This is a genomic window from Pseudomonas sp. 8BK (assembly GCF_902506475.1).
Lineage (GTDB): Bacteria > Pseudomonadota > Gammaproteobacteria > Pseudomonadales > Pseudomonadaceae > Aquipseudomonas > Aquipseudomonas anguilliseptica.
In genome coordinates, this window is the sequence record NZ_LR733252.1 from 3,903,965 (window position 1) to 3,919,004 (window position 15,040).

General features: G+C 61.6%; 17 protein-coding genes. 7 read left to right on the forward strand and 10 right to left on the reverse strand.

From position 1 onward, the window contains the following. Window positions 1-6: 6 nt before the first annotated feature. From ACIN8IBEIGE_RS18220 to ACIN8IBEIGE_RS18240, 5 genes are all read left to right on the forward strand, one after another. Window positions 7-1,569 carry a bifunctional aminoglycoside phosphotransferase/ATP-binding protein gene (locus ACIN8IBEIGE_RS18220; RefSeq protein WP_160015883.1) on the forward strand — a complete coding sequence of 521 codons (1,563 nt, stop codon included), beginning with the start codon at window positions 7-9 and terminating at the stop codon, window positions 1,567-1,569. A gap of 84 nt (window positions 1,570-1,653) precedes the next feature. Continuing rightward, the gene (locus ACIN8IBEIGE_RS18225) at window positions 1,654-1,998 is read left to right on the forward strand and encodes a pentapeptide repeat-containing protein (RefSeq protein WP_160015884.1); all 345 of its coding nucleotides are present in this window, start codon (window positions 1,654-1,656) and stop codon (window positions 1,996-1,998) included. Continuing rightward, window positions 1,995-2,750, forward strand: coding sequence for a bifunctional 2-polyprenyl-6-hydroxyphenol methylase/3-demethylubiquinol 3-O-methyltransferase UbiG (locus tag ACIN8IBEIGE_RS18230; protein WP_160015885.1), 756 nt, complete (start codon window positions 1,995-1,997; stop codon window positions 2,748-2,750). Before ACIN8IBEIGE_RS18225 ends, ACIN8IBEIGE_RS18230 begins: the two co-directional genes overlap by 4 nt. A gap of 38 nt (window positions 2,751-2,788) precedes the next feature. After that, complete coding sequence (locus tag ACIN8IBEIGE_RS18235; RefSeq protein ID WP_160015886.1) at window positions 2,789-3,061, forward strand: TfoX/Sxy family protein; 273 nt, start codon at window positions 2,789-2,791, stop codon at window positions 3,059-3,061. A 106-nt stretch (window positions 3,062-3,167) separates the two neighbouring features. Further along, window positions 3,168-3,968 (forward strand): cyclic nucleotide-binding domain-containing protein, encoded by an 801-nt coding sequence (locus tag ACIN8IBEIGE_RS18240; RefSeq protein ID WP_160015887.1) that lies wholly within the window; start codon window positions 3,168-3,170, stop codon window positions 3,966-3,968. A gap of 275 nt (window positions 3,969-4,243) precedes the next feature. Here the strand turns inward: ACIN8IBEIGE_RS18240 and ACIN8IBEIGE_RS18245 are convergent, their stop codons facing one another. Genes ACIN8IBEIGE_RS18245 through ACIN8IBEIGE_RS18285 form a run of 9 tightly spaced genes read right to left on the reverse strand, consistent with a single transcriptional unit; the run spans window position 4,244 to window position 11,140 of the window. After that, window positions 4,244-4,651, reverse strand: coding sequence for a nuclear transport factor 2 family protein (locus ACIN8IBEIGE_RS18245; protein WP_090376095.1), 408 nt, complete (start codon window positions 4,649-4,651; stop codon window positions 4,244-4,246). Window positions 4,652-4,705: 54 nt separating this feature from the next. Then, a complete protein-coding gene (locus ACIN8IBEIGE_RS18250) occupies window positions 4,706-5,587 on the reverse strand; it encodes a ChaN family lipoprotein (RefSeq protein ID WP_160015888.1) in 882 nt (293 codons plus the stop codon). Between the two features lie 10 nt (window positions 5,588-5,597). Beyond that, on the reverse strand, window positions 5,598-6,365 hold the full coding sequence (locus ACIN8IBEIGE_RS18255) for a heme ABC transporter ATP-binding protein (protein ID WP_160015889.1): 768 nt from the start codon (window positions 6,363-6,365) through the stop codon (window positions 5,598-5,600). Next, the gene (locus ACIN8IBEIGE_RS18260; protein WP_160015890.1) at window positions 6,365-7,402 is read right to left on the reverse strand and encodes an iron ABC transporter permease; all 1,038 of its coding nucleotides are present in this window, start codon (window positions 7,400-7,402) and stop codon (window positions 6,365-6,367) included. Before ACIN8IBEIGE_RS18260 ends, ACIN8IBEIGE_RS18255 begins: the two co-directional genes overlap by 1 nt. Beyond that, on the reverse strand, window positions 7,399-8,298 hold the full coding sequence (locus ACIN8IBEIGE_RS18265; RefSeq protein WP_160015891.1) for a hemin ABC transporter substrate-binding protein: 900 nt from the start codon (window positions 8,296-8,298) through the stop codon (window positions 7,399-7,401). The genes ACIN8IBEIGE_RS18260 and ACIN8IBEIGE_RS18265 overlap by 4 nt, the downstream gene beginning before the upstream one ends. After that, complete coding sequence (locus ACIN8IBEIGE_RS18270; RefSeq protein WP_160015892.1) at window positions 8,285-8,716, reverse strand: biopolymer transporter ExbD; 432 nt, start codon at window positions 8,714-8,716, stop codon at window positions 8,285-8,287. Before ACIN8IBEIGE_RS18270 ends, ACIN8IBEIGE_RS18265 begins: the two co-directional genes overlap by 14 nt. Beyond that, window positions 8,713-9,354 carry a MotA/TolQ/ExbB proton channel family protein gene (locus tag ACIN8IBEIGE_RS18275; protein ID WP_160015893.1) on the reverse strand — a complete coding sequence of 214 codons (642 nt, stop codon included), beginning with the start codon at window positions 9,352-9,354 and terminating at the stop codon, window positions 8,713-8,715. The genes ACIN8IBEIGE_RS18270 and ACIN8IBEIGE_RS18275 overlap by 4 nt, the downstream gene beginning before the upstream one ends. A gap of 1 nt (window position 9,355) precedes the next feature. Then, on the reverse strand, window positions 9,356-10,426 hold the full coding sequence (locus tag ACIN8IBEIGE_RS18280; protein ID WP_160015894.1) for a hemin-degrading factor: 1,071 nt from the start codon (window positions 10,424-10,426) through the stop codon (window positions 9,356-9,358). Window positions 10,427-10,447: 21 nt separating this feature from the next. Then, the gene (locus tag ACIN8IBEIGE_RS18285) at window positions 10,448-11,140 is read right to left on the reverse strand and encodes an energy transducer TonB (RefSeq protein ID WP_160015895.1); all 693 of its coding nucleotides are present in this window, start codon (window positions 11,138-11,140) and stop codon (window positions 10,448-10,450) included. 130 nt (window positions 11,141-11,270) lie between these two features. Between ACIN8IBEIGE_RS18285 and ACIN8IBEIGE_RS18290 the strand changes: the two genes are divergently transcribed. Both ACIN8IBEIGE_RS18290 and ACIN8IBEIGE_RS18295 read left to right on the forward strand, forming a co-directional pair. Continuing rightward, window positions 11,271-13,463: a TonB-dependent hemoglobin/transferrin/lactoferrin family receptor gene (locus ACIN8IBEIGE_RS18290; RefSeq protein WP_160015896.1), complete on the forward strand. Its 2,193-nt coding sequence runs from the start codon at window positions 11,271-11,273 to the stop codon at window positions 13,461-13,463. A gap of 126 nt (window positions 13,464-13,589) precedes the next feature. Continuing rightward, on the forward strand, window positions 13,590-13,916 hold the full coding sequence (locus ACIN8IBEIGE_RS18295) for a Rieske (2Fe-2S) protein (RefSeq protein ID WP_160015897.1): 327 nt from the start codon (window positions 13,590-13,592) through the stop codon (window positions 13,914-13,916). A 138-nt stretch (window positions 13,917-14,054) separates the two neighbouring features. On the opposite strand, the gene ACIN8IBEIGE_RS18300 is transcribed toward ACIN8IBEIGE_RS18295, so the two are convergent. Next, window positions 14,055-14,945, reverse strand: coding sequence for a triacylglycerol lipase (locus ACIN8IBEIGE_RS18300; RefSeq protein ID WP_160015898.1), 891 nt, complete (start codon window positions 14,943-14,945; stop codon window positions 14,055-14,057). Window positions 14,946-15,040 lie beyond the last annotated feature (95 nt).

Sequence of the window (15,040 nt, forward strand, 5' to 3'; positions counted from 1 at the left end):
TCGCCCGTGAGCCAAGCTCTGATCGCCGCACTGCAGAACCCGGCCCTCTACCCTCATCCCGTGGAGCAGTTTCAGGTTATCGAAACCCATATTTCCTGGGTGGTGCTTACCGGCCCCTTTGCCTACAAGATCAAGAAACCGATGAACTTCGGCTTTCTCGACTTCACCGAGCTGAGCGCCCGCGAGCACTTCTGCAAGGAAGAGCTGCGTCTCAACCAGCGCCTGACTCAGGGCCTTTATCTGGAAGTACTGCCGATCAGTGGCAGCACCGATACGCCACAGCTCGGCGGCAGCGGCCCGGCCATCGAATATGCACTGAAAATGCGCCAATTCCCGCAAAGCCAGCTACTCAGTGACGTGCAGGCACGCGGCGAACTGAGCGAGGCGCATATCGATGCCCTGGCCAAACAAATCGCCGACTTCCACGCCTCGACCCCAGTCGTCGCAACCAACCATGTACTGTGCACACCTGAAGCAATCGTCGCGCCGATGCGACAGAACTTCGAACAGATCCGCCCGATGCTTAATGACGCGGCCGACCTGCAGCAGCTGGAAGCCCTGGAGGCCTGGACTGAAGCTAACTGCGCGCGCCTTGAACCACTGCTGGCCTCGCGCGCAGCCAATGGCTCAATTCGCGAATGCCACGGCGACATCCACCTGGGCAATGCCACCCTGCTCGACGGCCAAGTGGTGCTGTTCGACTGTATCGAATTCAACGAGCCGTTCCGCCTGATCGATATTGCCTCGGACGCTGCATTCCTTGCCATGGACTTGGAAGACCGCGGCCTCAAGGCTCACGCCTGGCGCTTCGTCAATGGCTGGCTGGAGCACACAGGCGATTACGCCGCTCTGGAACTGCTGAATTTCTACAAAGCCTACCGCGCCCTGGTACGCGCCAAGGTCGCGTTGTTCAGCCTGGCCCATCAGACCGATGCAGTGCAGAAAGCCGTGACCCTGCGCCAGTACCGCAACTACGCCAATCTGGCGGAAAGCTACAGCGCCATCCCGTCGAACTTCCTGGCCATTACCCACGGTGTTTCTGCAGTGGGTAAAAGCCATGTGGCCATGCGCCTGGTTGAGGCACTGGGCGCTATTCGCCTGCGGTCGGATGTGGAGCGCAAGCGTCTGTTCGGTGAGCAGCAGGCTGCCAACCTCGGCAAACTCAGCGCCGGCATCTACACCCAGGACGCCAGTGCCGCCACTTACCAGCGCCTGCACCAGCTCGCCGAAGCGGCCCTGCACGCCGGCTTTCCGGTAGTCATCGACGCCACTTACCTCAAGCAGGCTCAGCGCGAGGCAGCCAGCCAGGTGGCCGAAGCCTGCGGCGCTCCCTTCATCATTCTGGAGTGCAGCGCTCCCGATGAAGTGATCGCCAGCTGGCTGGAACAGCGCAAATCCGCCGGCAGCGATCCGTCCGATGCCACCATGGACGTTGTGCGCGCCCAGCAGGCCAACCGCGAAGCATTGAGTGACGATGAGCTGCTGCACAGCAAGCGCGTCGACACCCACGAAAGCGCCAGCCTGGACACCCTGATCGCGCGCATTCGCCAGCGCCTGCCAGGCCTGTAACCAGAAAACGGCTAACGACGTTGCGGCGCGAGCAGAGCGCGCCGCTGCTTCTATACTGGCGGTGAGTCCATATGGAGATGCCCCATGAGCCAGCCCCGACAACTGGATAACCCGCTGTATGTCCTGATCCGCAACGAACAAATCTCCGCTTTTAATGCGCAAAAACCCAAAGACACAGTCGTCGACCTGAGCGACGGTGATTTTCGCGGCATTGACCTGCGCGCCCTGGATGCCCAAGGCATCAACTTCACCAACGCCTACTTTCGCGGCACTGACCTGCGCGGCCTTGACCTGCGTAACGCCAAGCTCGAAGGCGCCAGCTTGGCCCATGCGCAGATTTCCGGCGCCTACTTCCCGGTCGAACTGACAGCTGACGAGATTCTTATGTCGGTGAATTTCGGCACCCGCCTGCGCTACAACACCCGTTGAGAAGCAATCACGTCAGCCGACTGTTCGGCGCCCGAGCAAATGCCTACGCCAGCTTCCGCCCGCATTACCCAGAAAGCCTGTTTGCCTGGCTGGCCGCACAATGTCCAGAGCGTCTGCGGGCGCTGGATATCGCCTGCGGCAATGGTCAGGCCAGCTACCCACTGCTTCAACACTTCAAGCAGGTACTGGCCTGCGATGCCAGTCTTGAGCAGTTGCAGGCTGGCGCAGATCAGACAGGACTGCACCTGTTCGTCGCTGAAGCGCAGACACAACCGCTACCCAGCCATAGCCTGGATCTGATCGTGGTGGCGCAGGCCCTGCACTGGTTCGCCACGCCAGCGTTCTTCAGCGAAGTGCGCCGCCTGCTCAAGCCTGGCGCCGGGTTCTGTGCCTGGTGTTACAGCCTGATGCGCATTGACAATAAGCTGGACGCACTGATCGACGATCTTTACTGGAATACCCTCGGCGGCTATTGGCCAGTAGGCCGTGCCAGTGTCGATGCCGGCTACAGCGATATCAACAATCCCTTTAGCACGCTCGCCCCACCCGCCTCGGCTATCGAAGCCAACTGGACACTCGAACAACTGTTGGGCTATCTGCGCACCTGGTCTGCAGTGCAACGTTACGAGCAGAAAAACGGCGTCGACCCACTGCTGCAACTGCAACCAACACTGCGCCAGGCCTGGGGTGATGCCAAACAGCCACGTTTTGTCCACTGGCCGCTACACTTTCTGGCAGGCACGCCAAACTGACTCCACCGCATGACTGCCCAGCAGCGCAAGGAGGCTTGATGAACGATGAACTGCAACATCTGAAAAACCTCGGCAAAACCTCAGCCCAGTGGTTACACGCGGTTGGCATCCACAGCGCCAATGACCTGCGTCGGCTGGGTGCGGTCAGTGCTTATCGAGCGGTACGTGCGCGGGGCTTCAGGGCATCCAAAGTGCTGTTGTATGCGATTGAAGGCGCACTGCTGGACGTGCACTGGAACGAGCTGCCGCCCGGGCATAAGGCCGAACTGAATGGTCAGCTCGATGAAACTTCACCCCACAACAAGAGCTAGCTCACAACCTCTCAGGCTTTTGATTTACCTGAGGCGCGCTGGCAACTATTGTTTTAGGGACGTTCGTGCGGTTTAGTATGCCCAGCCAGTTCAAGGAAATTCGCTCATGTATTTACTCGGGGAGCAACCGGCTTACGCCGATCAGCTGATCAACCGACTACAAAGCATCCCCACTCAATTGCTCGATGGGCTTGCACCTGCTGGATCACCACTACAGCTTGAACGCGCGGAAGACCTGGCCAAGATGCTGCCGGGCAATCAGTTGTTCATCATTGAAAATGGCCTGCTGCATGCCGTGGTCGATGAACGCCCACTGTTTTATCTACAGGAAGGCGACTTGGTTGGCCTGCGCCAGGGCCTGGACATGCCCAGCTGCCGCTACAGCAGTGAAGAACAGCTGAGCCTGATTCCCTACTCACGCAGCGACGTGTTCAAGCACATCTATGCCAGCGAACAGCGCCAGGAACTGTTTATCCAGTACCTGATCGGCCATACCGCCCTGCTTTCCGATGCCCTGGCACGCTTGAAACAACCCGAAATTCGCCCATCCACCGGCTTCCAGCATTTTGCTGCGGGTGAAGAGCTGATCCATCAGGGTGATGTCGCCGATAACGTATTTATCATCATCGAAGGTCATGCCGAAGCGTACGTCGACGGACACAAGGTCGGTGACGTACAGAAGGATGAAATCTTCGGTGCCATGGCGGTATTCACCCGCGAGAAACGCAGCGCCACCGTATTGGCCAGTGAGCCCTGCACCGTGATGGTCATTCCCAAAGAGCAATTCCTCAGCCTGATGCAGAGCAACCCGCGGATTGCCCACAGCCTGATTGAGAGCATGGCCAAGCGCATCGACCTGCTGAACAAGGAAGTCACCCAGCTGCGCCTACCGGCCGAAGCATCCTGAACCCGCTGGCTACCTCAACAACCCGACCCTGTGTCGGGTTGTTTGTTTATGGCCCGAACAAACATTTGGCAGGCTGATAAAAAAGTTGGGTTAAGGGTGTTGACTTGAAAATGAGAATTGTTATTATTAGCACAACTGGTCGCGAGATCAGCCGATAAGCTTAAGAGACCTTCAGTCGGCCTCTTCAGATTATCTCCTCATCAGGCTAATCACGGTTATTGACCCGGCTCTTGCCGGGTCTTTTTTTACCTGTCGAAAAGTACGCTTAACAGTCTCTAGAAGTCGACCTGCGCCAACCACTCCGGCAGATTGAAGTGCTGGCTTACGCGACAGATCTTGCCGTCGCGAATCTCGAAGAAACTTGCTGCCGTCAGCTGATAGCTCTGACCACAGGCATCCGGCAGGCCATCATCGGTGCTCAGGTATTCGCCGCTCAGAGTGAACTCACACGCGGCGCGCTGCCCGCTCGGTTCGGTAAGGATTTGCAGATTGTCGATGCTTTCGCGGTAGCAGCGCTGGGTGCGCTCCAGGTAGTCAGCAAAGGCTTGTACACCCTGCTCACGCGGGCCCTGGTTGATATCCAGCAACACATCGTCGCTGAGCAGAGCCAGACAGGCGCGGCTATCACGTTCGTTGAGGGCGTTGAAATAGCGGGTCAGCAGGGCATGGGTAGCGGCTGGCATCAGCGGTCTCCGGTAAAAACCGCAGACTACCTGCTCAGCCGCAGGCAAATCGGGCTAGGGTCGCAGTTTTGCGCAGTGATCCTGCTCAGGCTGCGCTGGCGTGTACCAGACGTAATCGGCAGACTCAGCGGCTACCTGGCTGCCGACCTCCGCCAGAATCAGCACCTGCACAGCTTCAGCAGCCCCTAAATCCTGCAGATGCAGCGGTACACCCAACTCCCGGCGCACATGGAAAGCACCAGCAAACAGCAGACTTGGCTCCGGCGCAGCCGGCAGCGCTTCGGCCATACGCCGATCCCGTTGTTGCTGCACGGCGAGCATCGCCGGCAACTGACTTTCCGGTAGCAAGTTGCAGTGCGACTGGCGAATTTGCTTGAACAGCGCCTCGCGCACCGGCGCTGCCGTGGAGACCTGACCTTGCAGTTGCGGCACCTGGGCGTAAATCTGCATGACTTCACGGCGCTCAAGGTTGGCTGCCAGCAACGGATACGGCTGACGCAGCGCATGCTGCACCAGCGGCCCGTACAGAGACCAAGCCCAGCCCGGCTGCCAGTTCAAAGCACCAAGCATGTCCTGCGGCGCCAGCCCGGCAGCGGTGGCAGCGCGCACCTGATCGACCTTGGCCTGCTGATCCGGCGTCAGCATTTCCAGCAGCAGGCTGCCCTGTGGCCGCTGCGCTGCAAGCGCGCGCAACAACCAGAGCTGCAACGCATGGTGATCGGGATTGTCATGCCGCTCGCCGACCAGCACCTTGGGGGCTGCAGCCAGACGTGTCAGCAGTTGCTCAGGCGTCAGCCGCGCGCCCGTGCGCAACTCGACAATCTGCCCCAGTTCAGGATGCTGCAAGCCTTCCGGACTCTGCCAGGCAGGCAACACAGGTAATGAAGCCTGACAGGCGCTCAGCAGCGCCGCCACCAGCAGTAATGCAATACGCATAGACACAACCTTAGCGAGCAACAATTAAAGGATGCCCCCGTTCTGGATGCTGCTGCACCAGCACTTCGAGACCGAACACGGCCTGCAGCGGCTCGGCGCGCAGCACGTCCTCAGGGCTACCGAGCGCATGGGGCCGGCCGCGCTCCAGCAGCAAAAGACGGTCGCAGTAACGCGCAGCCAGATTGAGGTCGTGCAGGATCACCAGCACTGCTGCACCCTGCTCGACGAAGGCGCGGGTGGCCTGCAATGTGGTGTGCTGATGCAGCGGGTCGAGCATCGAGGTCGGCTCATCGAGCAGCAGCATCTGCCCTTCACCACCCGGCCAGAGCTGCGCCAGCACCCGCGCCAGGTGTACGCGCTGGCGCTCGCCGCCGGATAACGCCAGGTAACTGCGGCCGGCCAAATGCAAGGCATCGGCCGCTTCCAGCGCCTGATGAATGATCTGCGCATCACGCACACGCCCGCTGGCGTGAGGTAGACGGCCCATGCCGACCACTTCTTCCACACGAAAGGCAAAGTTCAGCGTCGAGGTTTGCGGCAATACCGCCAAACGCTGCGCACGCTCGCTGCCCGGCCAGTCCTGCAGCCGCCGCTGATCCAGCCAGACATCGCCGTGGCTCGGCTGCAGCTCGCCACACAAAGCACCCAACAAGGTGCTCTTACCGGCGCCATTGGGCCCCAGTACGCCGAGTACTTCGCCCGGACGCAGTTCCAGGTTGATATCCGCCAACACCGTACACGGGCCGCGCTGTACCGCCAGATTTTCCGCGCGCAGCATCAGGTACGCCCCCGCAACAACAGATAAAGGAAGAACGGCGCGCCAATCAGCGCCGTGACAATACCGATCGGCAGTTCCGCCGGGGCCAGCGCCAGCCGCGCCGCCAGATCCGCCAGCAGCAGCAGGCTGGCGCCGGCCAGGGCCGAAGCCGGCAACAGCACGCGATGATCCGGCCCGACCAGCAGACGCACCAGATGCGGTACGACCAGGCCGATAAAGCCGATCATCCCCGCCGCCGCCACCGCTGCGCCGACGCCCAGGGCCGTGCAGAACACCAGTTCGGCCTTGATCCGTTCAACCGCAAAGCCCAGGTGACGCGCCTCGGATTCGCCCAAGAGCAAGGCGTTCAGTGCCTTGGCTCGACGCGGCAACCACAGCGCCACCGCCGCCGTGACCAGCAGCAGCGGCCACAGACGTGCGTAACTGGCGCCATTGAGACTGCCCAGGTTCCAGAACGTCAGGGTGCGCAAGGTGGCGTCATCGGCCAGGTAGGTAAACAGGCCGATGGCCGCACCGGCCAATGCGGTCAGCGCAATACCCGCCAGCAGCATAGTCGCCACATGGGTTTCACCATCACGCCGACCCAGACGGTAGACCAGTGCGGTCACGCCCAGGCCGCCGATAAAGGCGAACAACGACAATAGATAGGGCGCGAACGCTTCCGGCAAACCACCCAATGCCGCACCACCAACAATCGCAATCGACGCCCCGAGCGCCGCGCCGCTGGATACCCCAATCAACCCGGGGTCAGCCAGCGGGTTACGAAACAAGCCCTGCATCGCCACCCCACACAGCGCCAGCACCGCGCCGACCAGCAGCCCGAGCAGGGTGCGCGGCAGGCGGATCTGCCCGAGGATCAGCTCGGCCTGAGCCAGGTCATCACCCGCTTGCGCCAGACCCAACAGGCGTAGCGCTGCCTTGAGGGTATCCAGCAGCGGCAGGCTGACCGGCCCCAGCGCCAGAGATAACCAGAGCGCGAGCGCCAGCAACAGGCTCAGTGCGATAAACAGTGAGCGCGGTCGAATAACAGGATTCATGGCGTGGGCTTAGCTTCGGCGACCAGAGGTTGGCTGGCAGGATAAAAGGCTGCGGACAAGGCCGCCAGCCCATCCGGCAAACGCGGGCCAAGGCCACCGACCAGCAGCGTCGGGTCAAGCATCAGCAAACGCTGGTTACGCGCCGCCCGGGTCGCCGCCAGCGCCGGGTTCTGCTGCAGCAATGCCTCACGCGCGGCGTCACCAGAAAGACTGCGATCAGCAATGATCACCACCTCCGGATCAAGCGCCAGCAGGGCTTCGGTGGACATTGCCTTGAAACCGCTGTGGCTGGCCAGGTTGCGCCCGCCGGCGCGCTCGATCAGCCAGTCGGCCGAGGTGTCCTTGCCGCCCGCCATCGGGCTACCACCGGCATGCCCGAGCAACAGCAGCACACCTGGCGCCGCCTGCTGACGCTGTGCAGCTACCAGCCAGTCGGCCTGCTGCTGCAAGCGCTGTTGATAGGCCGCAAAGGCCTGATCGGCGCGCAGCGGCTCGCCTAACAGGGTGCCGATGCGCTGCAGGCTGGCCTGCAAACTGCTCAGATCCGCCTTGGACGAGAGCATTTCCACCCGCACACCCGCGCCGCGCAATTGCGCCAGCACCGGCGGTGGGCCCATTTCCTCACTGCCGATCAACATATCCGGGCGCAGCGTCAACATGCCTTCGGCTGCCAGCTGGCGCTGATAACCGATGCTCGACAGCGCACGCAGCGACTCTGGATGCTGGCTGGTGCTGTCCACCCCGACCAGACGGCTTTCGCCACCCAGCGCCACCACCCACTCACTGAGCGAGCCGCCGGAACTGATCCAGCGTTGCGGCAACGGCTCGGCGGCCATCACTGAGGCACAGGACAACAGGCTCGCGCCCAGGGCGAGCAGAGTATTAAGGCGTTTCATGATTGGCCTCTAGAAGAATGCGACTGTCCTGAATGCCCTGCTGCTGCAGCAGCGCCATCAGGTCGAGAAATGCCGACAGCGGTGCCTGACGATCCAGCGCCAGGTCCAAGCCCGCAGAGTTGTCGGCAGCAAAGGTTTCGCTCAGTTCGGTGCGCAGCGTGTTGAAATCCGCATGCTGCACGCCGTTAAAGCGCCAAGCACCTTCGGCTGAGAGCTGTACTTGCATGCGCTCGCCGCTGCCTGCACTTGCTGTAGGCAGCGCTTCACGGCTCTGCGGCAGCTGCAGGGGCAGCTCCAGCAACGGCGTTTGCGCGGTCAGCAGAAAGAACACCAGTACGATAAAGATCACGTCGAGCAGCGGCGTCAGATCGGGCAACAGATTGCCCTGGGAGCTGCTGGCAGCGGGCAGACGAATCACGACAACACCCACTGCGCGGCCGGCTGATGACTCGGCAGTTCCAGCTCAAGGCCATCCAATGCCAGCTGGCAGCGATTGAGCAACGCCTGCACGCCCTCCAGGTAGCGCTCGGCCCACAAGGCAAAGCCCTGCCCTGTCGCCAGCGCCGGAATGGCGATCAGCAAGCCCCACACCGTGGTGTACAGCGCCTGCCATAGACCATCGGCGAGCAGCGCAGGGGTGACCGGGCTGTTCTGCCCGGCGATATTGGCAAACATTTCGAGCATGCCCAGCACCGTACCGAGCAGGCCGAGCATGGGCGCCAGCATGCCGATCAGCTGCAGCAAGCGCAGTTGTCGATTGAGGCGCTGACGTTCTTCCAGCAACCAGCAGCCGAGCAGTTCTTCGCGCTGCACCGCTGGCAAGGCGCTGTGCTTGAGCAACAACGCCAGGCCATAGCGCCAACCGCGCGCGCGGCCCTTGCAGTGCTCGCGCTCACAGGTACGGCAAGCGCTGACTGCGGCCCGCCCGGCAGCATTGCTCAGCGGCTGCAAACGCAGAAATACGCTAAGGCGCTCAAGTATCAGCGCCAACGCCACAAGCGAGCACAGTGCCAGCGGCCAACCCAGCGGCCCCATCGCACTCCACCACTGGCTCATTTCAGCACTCCAGCGCTGGCGCGCTTTCGGCCAGGGCGCGCCAATCTTCACGCTCCGGGATACCCGGCTTGCGTGCACCAAACAGCTGCACCACCAACTCGCCATTAGCGTCGAAGGCTTCCCAGCTGGTGATCACGCCATCGCTGCTCGGCTTGCGCACCCGCCACAGCTCGGTCACGCCAGTGGTCTGCAGGTGCAGGTTGAACTCGGGGTCGAGTACGTTGAACCAGGTGTCCATCCAGCGCAGGTTGCGTACCGGGCCGGAATGAATCTGGATGCAGTGGCGATTGCCCACAAACACCATGATCGGCACTTCACGCGCACCGGCCTGTTCAAGCAGTTTCGGCAGCTCGCGCACGTCCACTGGCTCAGCCCATTCGCGCCCTGCCAGGCGCAGGGCCTGGGTGCGTGTAGTGCCATGCATTTTCAGCAGGGCAAAGAAATGGTGAGTGTCCTTGAGGGTCGACCAGCCCACGCGCAGGGCATTCACATCCACCTGAGCATCGGCTTGCACCGGTTGCGCTTGGGGCAATGGCATCAGCTCCAGCTCCACACTCTGCTCAGCCATACGAAAACGCTCCAGCAGAGGTGCCCAGGCACTTAGCTGGCTGTCCTCGGTGAGGAAGACCTTGTGCACCGCAGTGCCCTGACGGTCGAACACCTGAATGCTGCGCTGGATGCCTTTACCGGTTTGCTCTTCGATGGCAAACACACTGGCCCAGCCGCCGAGGAACAGGCGCAGGTCGATATCGGCCGAGACCACCAGGCCCATCTGGCCATTACCGGTCACCGTCACTTCACGGTAATAACCTTTACGCTCATGCACACAATGTTCGTTGCGGGTCAGCGCCATCACATAGCCCAGCTCACCGAGTGCTGGCAGTAACTGCGCCCAGTCGGGCTGCAGGCGCAGGGTATCGACATCCAGGCGGCTGGCCACCAGCTCGGCCTCGCTGACGGCCAGGCGCTCGGCGGCATCGCGGGCGCGCAGGCGTGGCTGCTCGCTGCGCAGCACCTGCCAGGCCAGATACAGATCATTGCTGGGCGCGACGGATTGGGCGTGTGTGCTCATGGAAAACTCCTCAGTGATTTATCAACGGCTCGCCGTCAAAGCGAACTGAATAGGGATCTGTACACGGCTAGGCACGGCCTGGCCGCCGCTGGTTTCAGGGCGAAAACGCCACTTGGCAACAGCCTCCAGGGCGGCGCGATCAAGGCTGTCCACGCCAGAAGAGCGCAGTACATTCAGGCTGCGCTGCTGGCCGCGTTCATCCAGGCGCACCTCGACCAACACCACGCCCTGCTGATTGCGCCGCCGCGCCTGGGACGGATAATTCGGCTGGCGTGGCGGCTCACGAAAGCTCGGTTTAGCGCTGAGCACTTCAGCGGCCGGTTGTGCTGCCACCTGTTTTGTCGGCGCGGACGGAGCTGAGCCGACAACCGCAGCTGGCTGGCTAGCCACCTTGCTTGCCAAAGCCTGGGCGGGCGCGCTCCTGGCCGGCGCGACCGCTTTCGCCGGCATCGGCTTGACCACTGGCACCTGCGCGACGGGCTTGGCGACCGGGACCTTGCTCGGCACCACCGCCTGGCGCTGCGGTTGCGCAGGCTCTGACAGCTTGACCGGCGCCGGCGCGGCCTGTTGCAGCACTGCAGCCAGGCGTAACACCTGAGGGGCTTCGCGGCTTTGTGTAGCGCTCAAAGCAGGCGGTTGTGCGTCGCCATGCAGCAGCCAGCCGGCGATATGCAGCGCCAGCGACAGCAGCAGAAATAGCGACAAACGCAGCATGCAAGAGCTCAGTCAAATCGAATTAAATCTATTTGATAATTATTTGCATTCGCATGTCAATGTCGTTTAGTTTTGCCGCCGATGCCAACCCGGTGGTCACAGAAACCACCTGCACGATCCTGGAGTCCCCATGCACAGAAGTCCTCCATTCGCCCGCCGTCCCTGGCTTGCCCTGCTGCTGCTCAGCCCCTCGCTGGCCCTTGGCGCAGAACAAGTGCCGAACCAGTTCGATACCGTGACCGTCACGGCCACCCGCACCGAGCAGACCCTCGACCAGGTGCCCAGCACTGTGTCGGTGCAAACCGAACGGCAGATCGACCAGCAGAACATCAAGAACATCAAGGATCTGGTGCGCTACGAGCCCGGCGTATCGGTCGGCGGCAGTGGTGATCGCTTTGGCCTGTCCGGCTTCACCATTCGTGGCATAGGCGGCAACCGCGTACTGACTCAGGTAGATGGTATTGGTATGCCAGACGCCTTCTCCTTCGGCGGCTTCCTCAGCGCCAAACGCGATTACGTCGACCTCGACACCGTCAAGCAGGTGGAAATCATTCGTGGCCCCGCCAGCTCGCTGTACGGCAGTGATGCGATTGGCGGTGCGGTGAGCTTCCTGACCAAGGATGCCGGCGACTATCTGGACGAAGGCGATGACGCTTACGCCCGCCTGAAAACCGGCTATGACGGCAGCGATGACAGCTGGCAGCGCAGCGCCACCTTCGCCGCCCGCCTGGGCCAAGTCGACGGCTTGCTGCACTTGGGTCGACGCAGTGGTCAGGCCACCGACACCCACGGCGGCCAGGGGGGAATCGGCGCTACCCGCGAACAGGCCAACCCGCTGGATTACCGCACCGATAACCTGCTGAGCAAATTCGGCTGGGATTACAGCGACAGCGGTCGCCTGCAGCTGACCTACGAGCGTTATCAGGACGACACCGATACCCGCGTGCTGAGCAACTACAGCAACACTGCGACCATCCGTACCCAGGATGCCGAAGACCGCGTCGACCGTGAACGCTACTCCCTCGCCCATACCCAGCAACTCGATACCCTGCTGGTTGACCAGATTCATAGTCAGCTCAGCTACCAAGACAGCCAGACCCGTCAGCAAACCTTCGAGGACCGCGTGGTCGGCGGACAGCCGCGCTACCGCACACGGGACTCGTACTACGAAGAACAGCTCTGGGCGTTCAACACCAAGCTGGACAAGGCGTTCAGCATCGGCAGCACACAACATGCGCTGGTTTATGGCCTGGACGTCAAACACCTGAAGAACGCGGATCTGCGCAAAGGCGGCGAGACCGTACTGGCCACCGGCGTGACCACACCAGTTCTGCCCACCAGCGACTTCCCCGATCCGACCACCAAGGAATACGCGCTGTTCGCTCAGGACAGCATCAGCATCGGCCGCTGGACCCTGCTGCCGGGCCTGCGCTATGACCACTATGAGATGAGCCCGCACGTCACCGACAAGTACCTCAACAGCCAGGCAACGGATCGCAATCCGAGCGACTTCAAGGATTCGGCGTTGTCGCCCAAGTTTGGCGTGACCTACCAACTCGACGACGCCCACAGTGTCTACGGTCAGTACGCTGCGGGCTTCCGTGCCCCCCAGGCGATCGAGATCTTTGGCGAGTTTGCCAATCCGGGCATGTACCGCACCCTGGCCAATACCAACCTGAAAGCGGAAACCAGCGACAGCTTCGAGCTGGGCCTGCGCGGCCAGTACGCCCTCGGCAGCTTTGGTGCGGCGCTGTTCTACAACCAGTACGACGACTTTATTGAGCAGATCAGCCGCCCCTCCAGCGTGCCGGGTTTCCCCTTCGGCGAGTTCCAATACGTCAACCGTGATCGCGTGACCATTCGCGGTGCGGAAGCCAAAGGTGAGCTGTTCCTCGACCAACTGGGTCTTCCGGCTGGCTGGAAAGCCCGTGGCAGCGTGGCTTATGCCCGCGGCAAGGATGAAGGCACAGGCCAGCCGATCAACAGTGTCGACCCGCTCAAAGGTGTGTTCGGTCTGGGCTACAGCGAGCCGAGCGGCAAGTTTGGTGGCGAGCTGAGCTGGACCCTGGTGGCGGCGAAAACCCGCGTCGACATGACCCAAACCGCCAATCACGTCGAGACATCGGGTTATGGCGTACTCGACCTCAACGGCTGGTGGCAAATGACTGATGCCTTCGCCGTGAATGCCGGCCTGTTCAACCTGACCGACAAAGAGTACTGGCAGTGGGGCGATGTACGCGGCCTGACTGAAAATAGCCCAAGCCTAGGCCGCTTCAGTCAGCCGGGCCGCCACGCTGCCGTCAATCTGGTCTGGGAAATCTGACCCGGCAACAGGTCTACCGCGCGATTAACTAGCCGCGAAAAAGCGTTCCACTTGGCGCAAGGATGCGCCCTCCTCTTTCACTTCCACGCCAGGGCGGCATAATGCCGGCCTGTCGGGGAGGTTGCTATGTTGCGTTTATGTGCACCGGATGAAGTGGCCGAAGGCCAGAGCCGGGGCTTCGAAGTTGCAGGTGAGAAGCTGTTTGCCGTGCGCAAGGACGGCCAGCTGTATGCCTATCGCAATCGCTGCCCGCACCGTGGTATCCCGCTGGAATGGCTACCCGACCAGTTTCTCGATCACAGCGCCAGCCTGATCCAGTGCGCCACCCACGGCGCACTGTTTCTCATCGAGTCCGGCGAATGCGTCGCAGGCCCCTGCGCCGGGCAATCGCTGCAAGAGCTTGCCATCCACGAGGATGAGCAGGGCATCTGGGTTGATCTAAACGAAGCCTAAGAACCTGTTTACGATCTCTCGAGCTAGAGCCATACAAGGCAAAAGCAGGCGAGGACGCGGAGTTTACTGGCTGTAAATGAGCATCCGAGCCTGCTTTTAACGCCGTAGGGCCGACGCGCAGCAGATCGTAAATAGGTTCTAAAGCCCTGCAGTCTGCAGGCGCTGGGCATGCTCAACAAACAACTTGACCGGTTCAGCACCCTTGCCGACCAGGCCGAAGGTCTGATTGATGATGTCGAAGTGATCCAGCGGGTACTGATCACCGATCACCGTTCCCAGGTGCGAGCTGTAGCGTCCGACCATGCCATCGCATTGGCCAACTTCGCGCTGAAAGGTTTTGGCAAACAGTCGGCAGGCGACATTCGGCCCGTCGAAGCGGTTGCCGCCTTTATTGGTGATACCTGGCTGAATGGTGCCGGACCAGGAGTAATAGCGCACGCCATTGACCTCAGCCGCGCCTTCGCCCCCCCAGACTTCAGGCAAGCCCTGCGGATACTGCGCATTGAAAGCTGCCACGCCCTCGCTGGTCAGCGACTGCTGCGCCGCTGCCACATCGATCGGCAGGGGTTCGCCTTTATAACCACGTTCCAGCCACGCCATGCAACGCGCCACGCCGCGTAATAAAGCACTCAACACGCGCTCACGCAGACTGCCATGCGGGGCTTTGCGTTTGAGAAAATCCGCCAATTCCGAACCATGATTCGGCCCGGCTACCGAGGTCACGGACGCCACCCACTCGGGTTTTAGCGCGGCCGCATAGCGCGCCGTCAGCGCGCCCTGACTGTGACCGATCAAATGAACCTTTTCTGCCCCGGTCTGCTGCAACACATCGGCAATACGCAGCAGCAGTTGCTCGCCGCGCACCTCAGTGGAGTGCACCGAAGACACCAGTACCGGGAAGACTGTTGCACCGATGCGGCGCAGCGCCGTGACGATGCCGTACCAGTAGGGGTAACCGAGCAGGCTGATAAAACCGAGTAAACCTGGCACCAGGACCAGGGGATAACGGGGTGCAGAAGATGTCGACATAGCAAACCATCCTTGTGTCATACCGCCGAGAAAGAAAGTGCTGAACCACGAAGTATGCCAATACAGCTCGTGGGAAAACTGAGCCGCCTGGCATA

Coding starts and splice junctions, on each gene's coding strand:
- ACIN8IBEIGE_RS18225 (WP_160015884.1), top strand. CDS start 1,654: ATGAGCCAGCCCCGACAACTGGATAACCCGCTGTATGTCCTGATCCGC.
- ACIN8IBEIGE_RS18235 (WP_160015886.1), top strand. CDS start 2,789: ATGAACGATGAACTGCAACATCTGAAAAACCTCGGCAAAACCTCAGCC.
- ACIN8IBEIGE_RS18240 (WP_160015887.1), top strand. CDS start 3,168: ATGTATTTACTCGGGGAGCAACCGGCTTACGCCGATCAGCTGATCAAC.
- ACIN8IBEIGE_RS18245 (WP_090376095.1), bottom strand. CDS start 4,651: ATGCCAGCCGCTACCCATGCCCTGCTGACCCGCTATTTCAACGCCCTC.
- ACIN8IBEIGE_RS18250 (WP_160015888.1), bottom strand. CDS start 5,587: ATGCGTATTGCATTACTGCTGGTGGCGGCGCTGCTGAGCGCCTGTCAG.
- ACIN8IBEIGE_RS18255 (WP_160015889.1), bottom strand. CDS start 6,365: ATGCTGCGCGCGGAAAATCTGGCGGTACAGCGCGGCCCGTGTACGGTG.
- ACIN8IBEIGE_RS18260 (WP_160015890.1), bottom strand. CDS start 7,402: ATGAATCCTGTTATTCGACCGCGCTCACTGTTTATCGCACTGAGCCTG.
- ACIN8IBEIGE_RS18265 (WP_160015891.1), bottom strand. CDS start 8,298: ATGAAACGCCTTAATACTCTGCTCGCCCTGGGCGCGAGCCTGTTGTCC.
- ACIN8IBEIGE_RS18275 (WP_160015893.1), bottom strand. CDS start 9,354: ATGAGCCAGTGGTGGAGTGCGATGGGGCCGCTGGGTTGGCCGCTGGCA.
- ACIN8IBEIGE_RS18280 (WP_160015894.1), bottom strand. CDS start 10,426: ATGAGCACACACGCCCAATCCGTCGCGCCCAGCAATGATCTGTATCTG.
- ACIN8IBEIGE_RS18285 (WP_160015895.1), bottom strand. CDS start 11,140: ATGCTGCGTTTGTCGCTATTTCTGCTGCTGTCGCTGGCGCTGCATATC.
- ACIN8IBEIGE_RS18290 (WP_160015896.1), top strand. CDS start 11,271: ATGCACAGAAGTCCTCCATTCGCCCGCCGTCCCTGGCTTGCCCTGCTG.
- ACIN8IBEIGE_RS18295 (WP_160015897.1), top strand. CDS start 13,590: ATGTTGCGTTTATGTGCACCGGATGAAGTGGCCGAAGGCCAGAGCCGG.
- ACIN8IBEIGE_RS18300 (WP_160015898.1), bottom strand. CDS start 14,945: ATGTCGACATCTTCTGCACCCCGTTATCCCCTGGTCCTGGTGCCAGGT.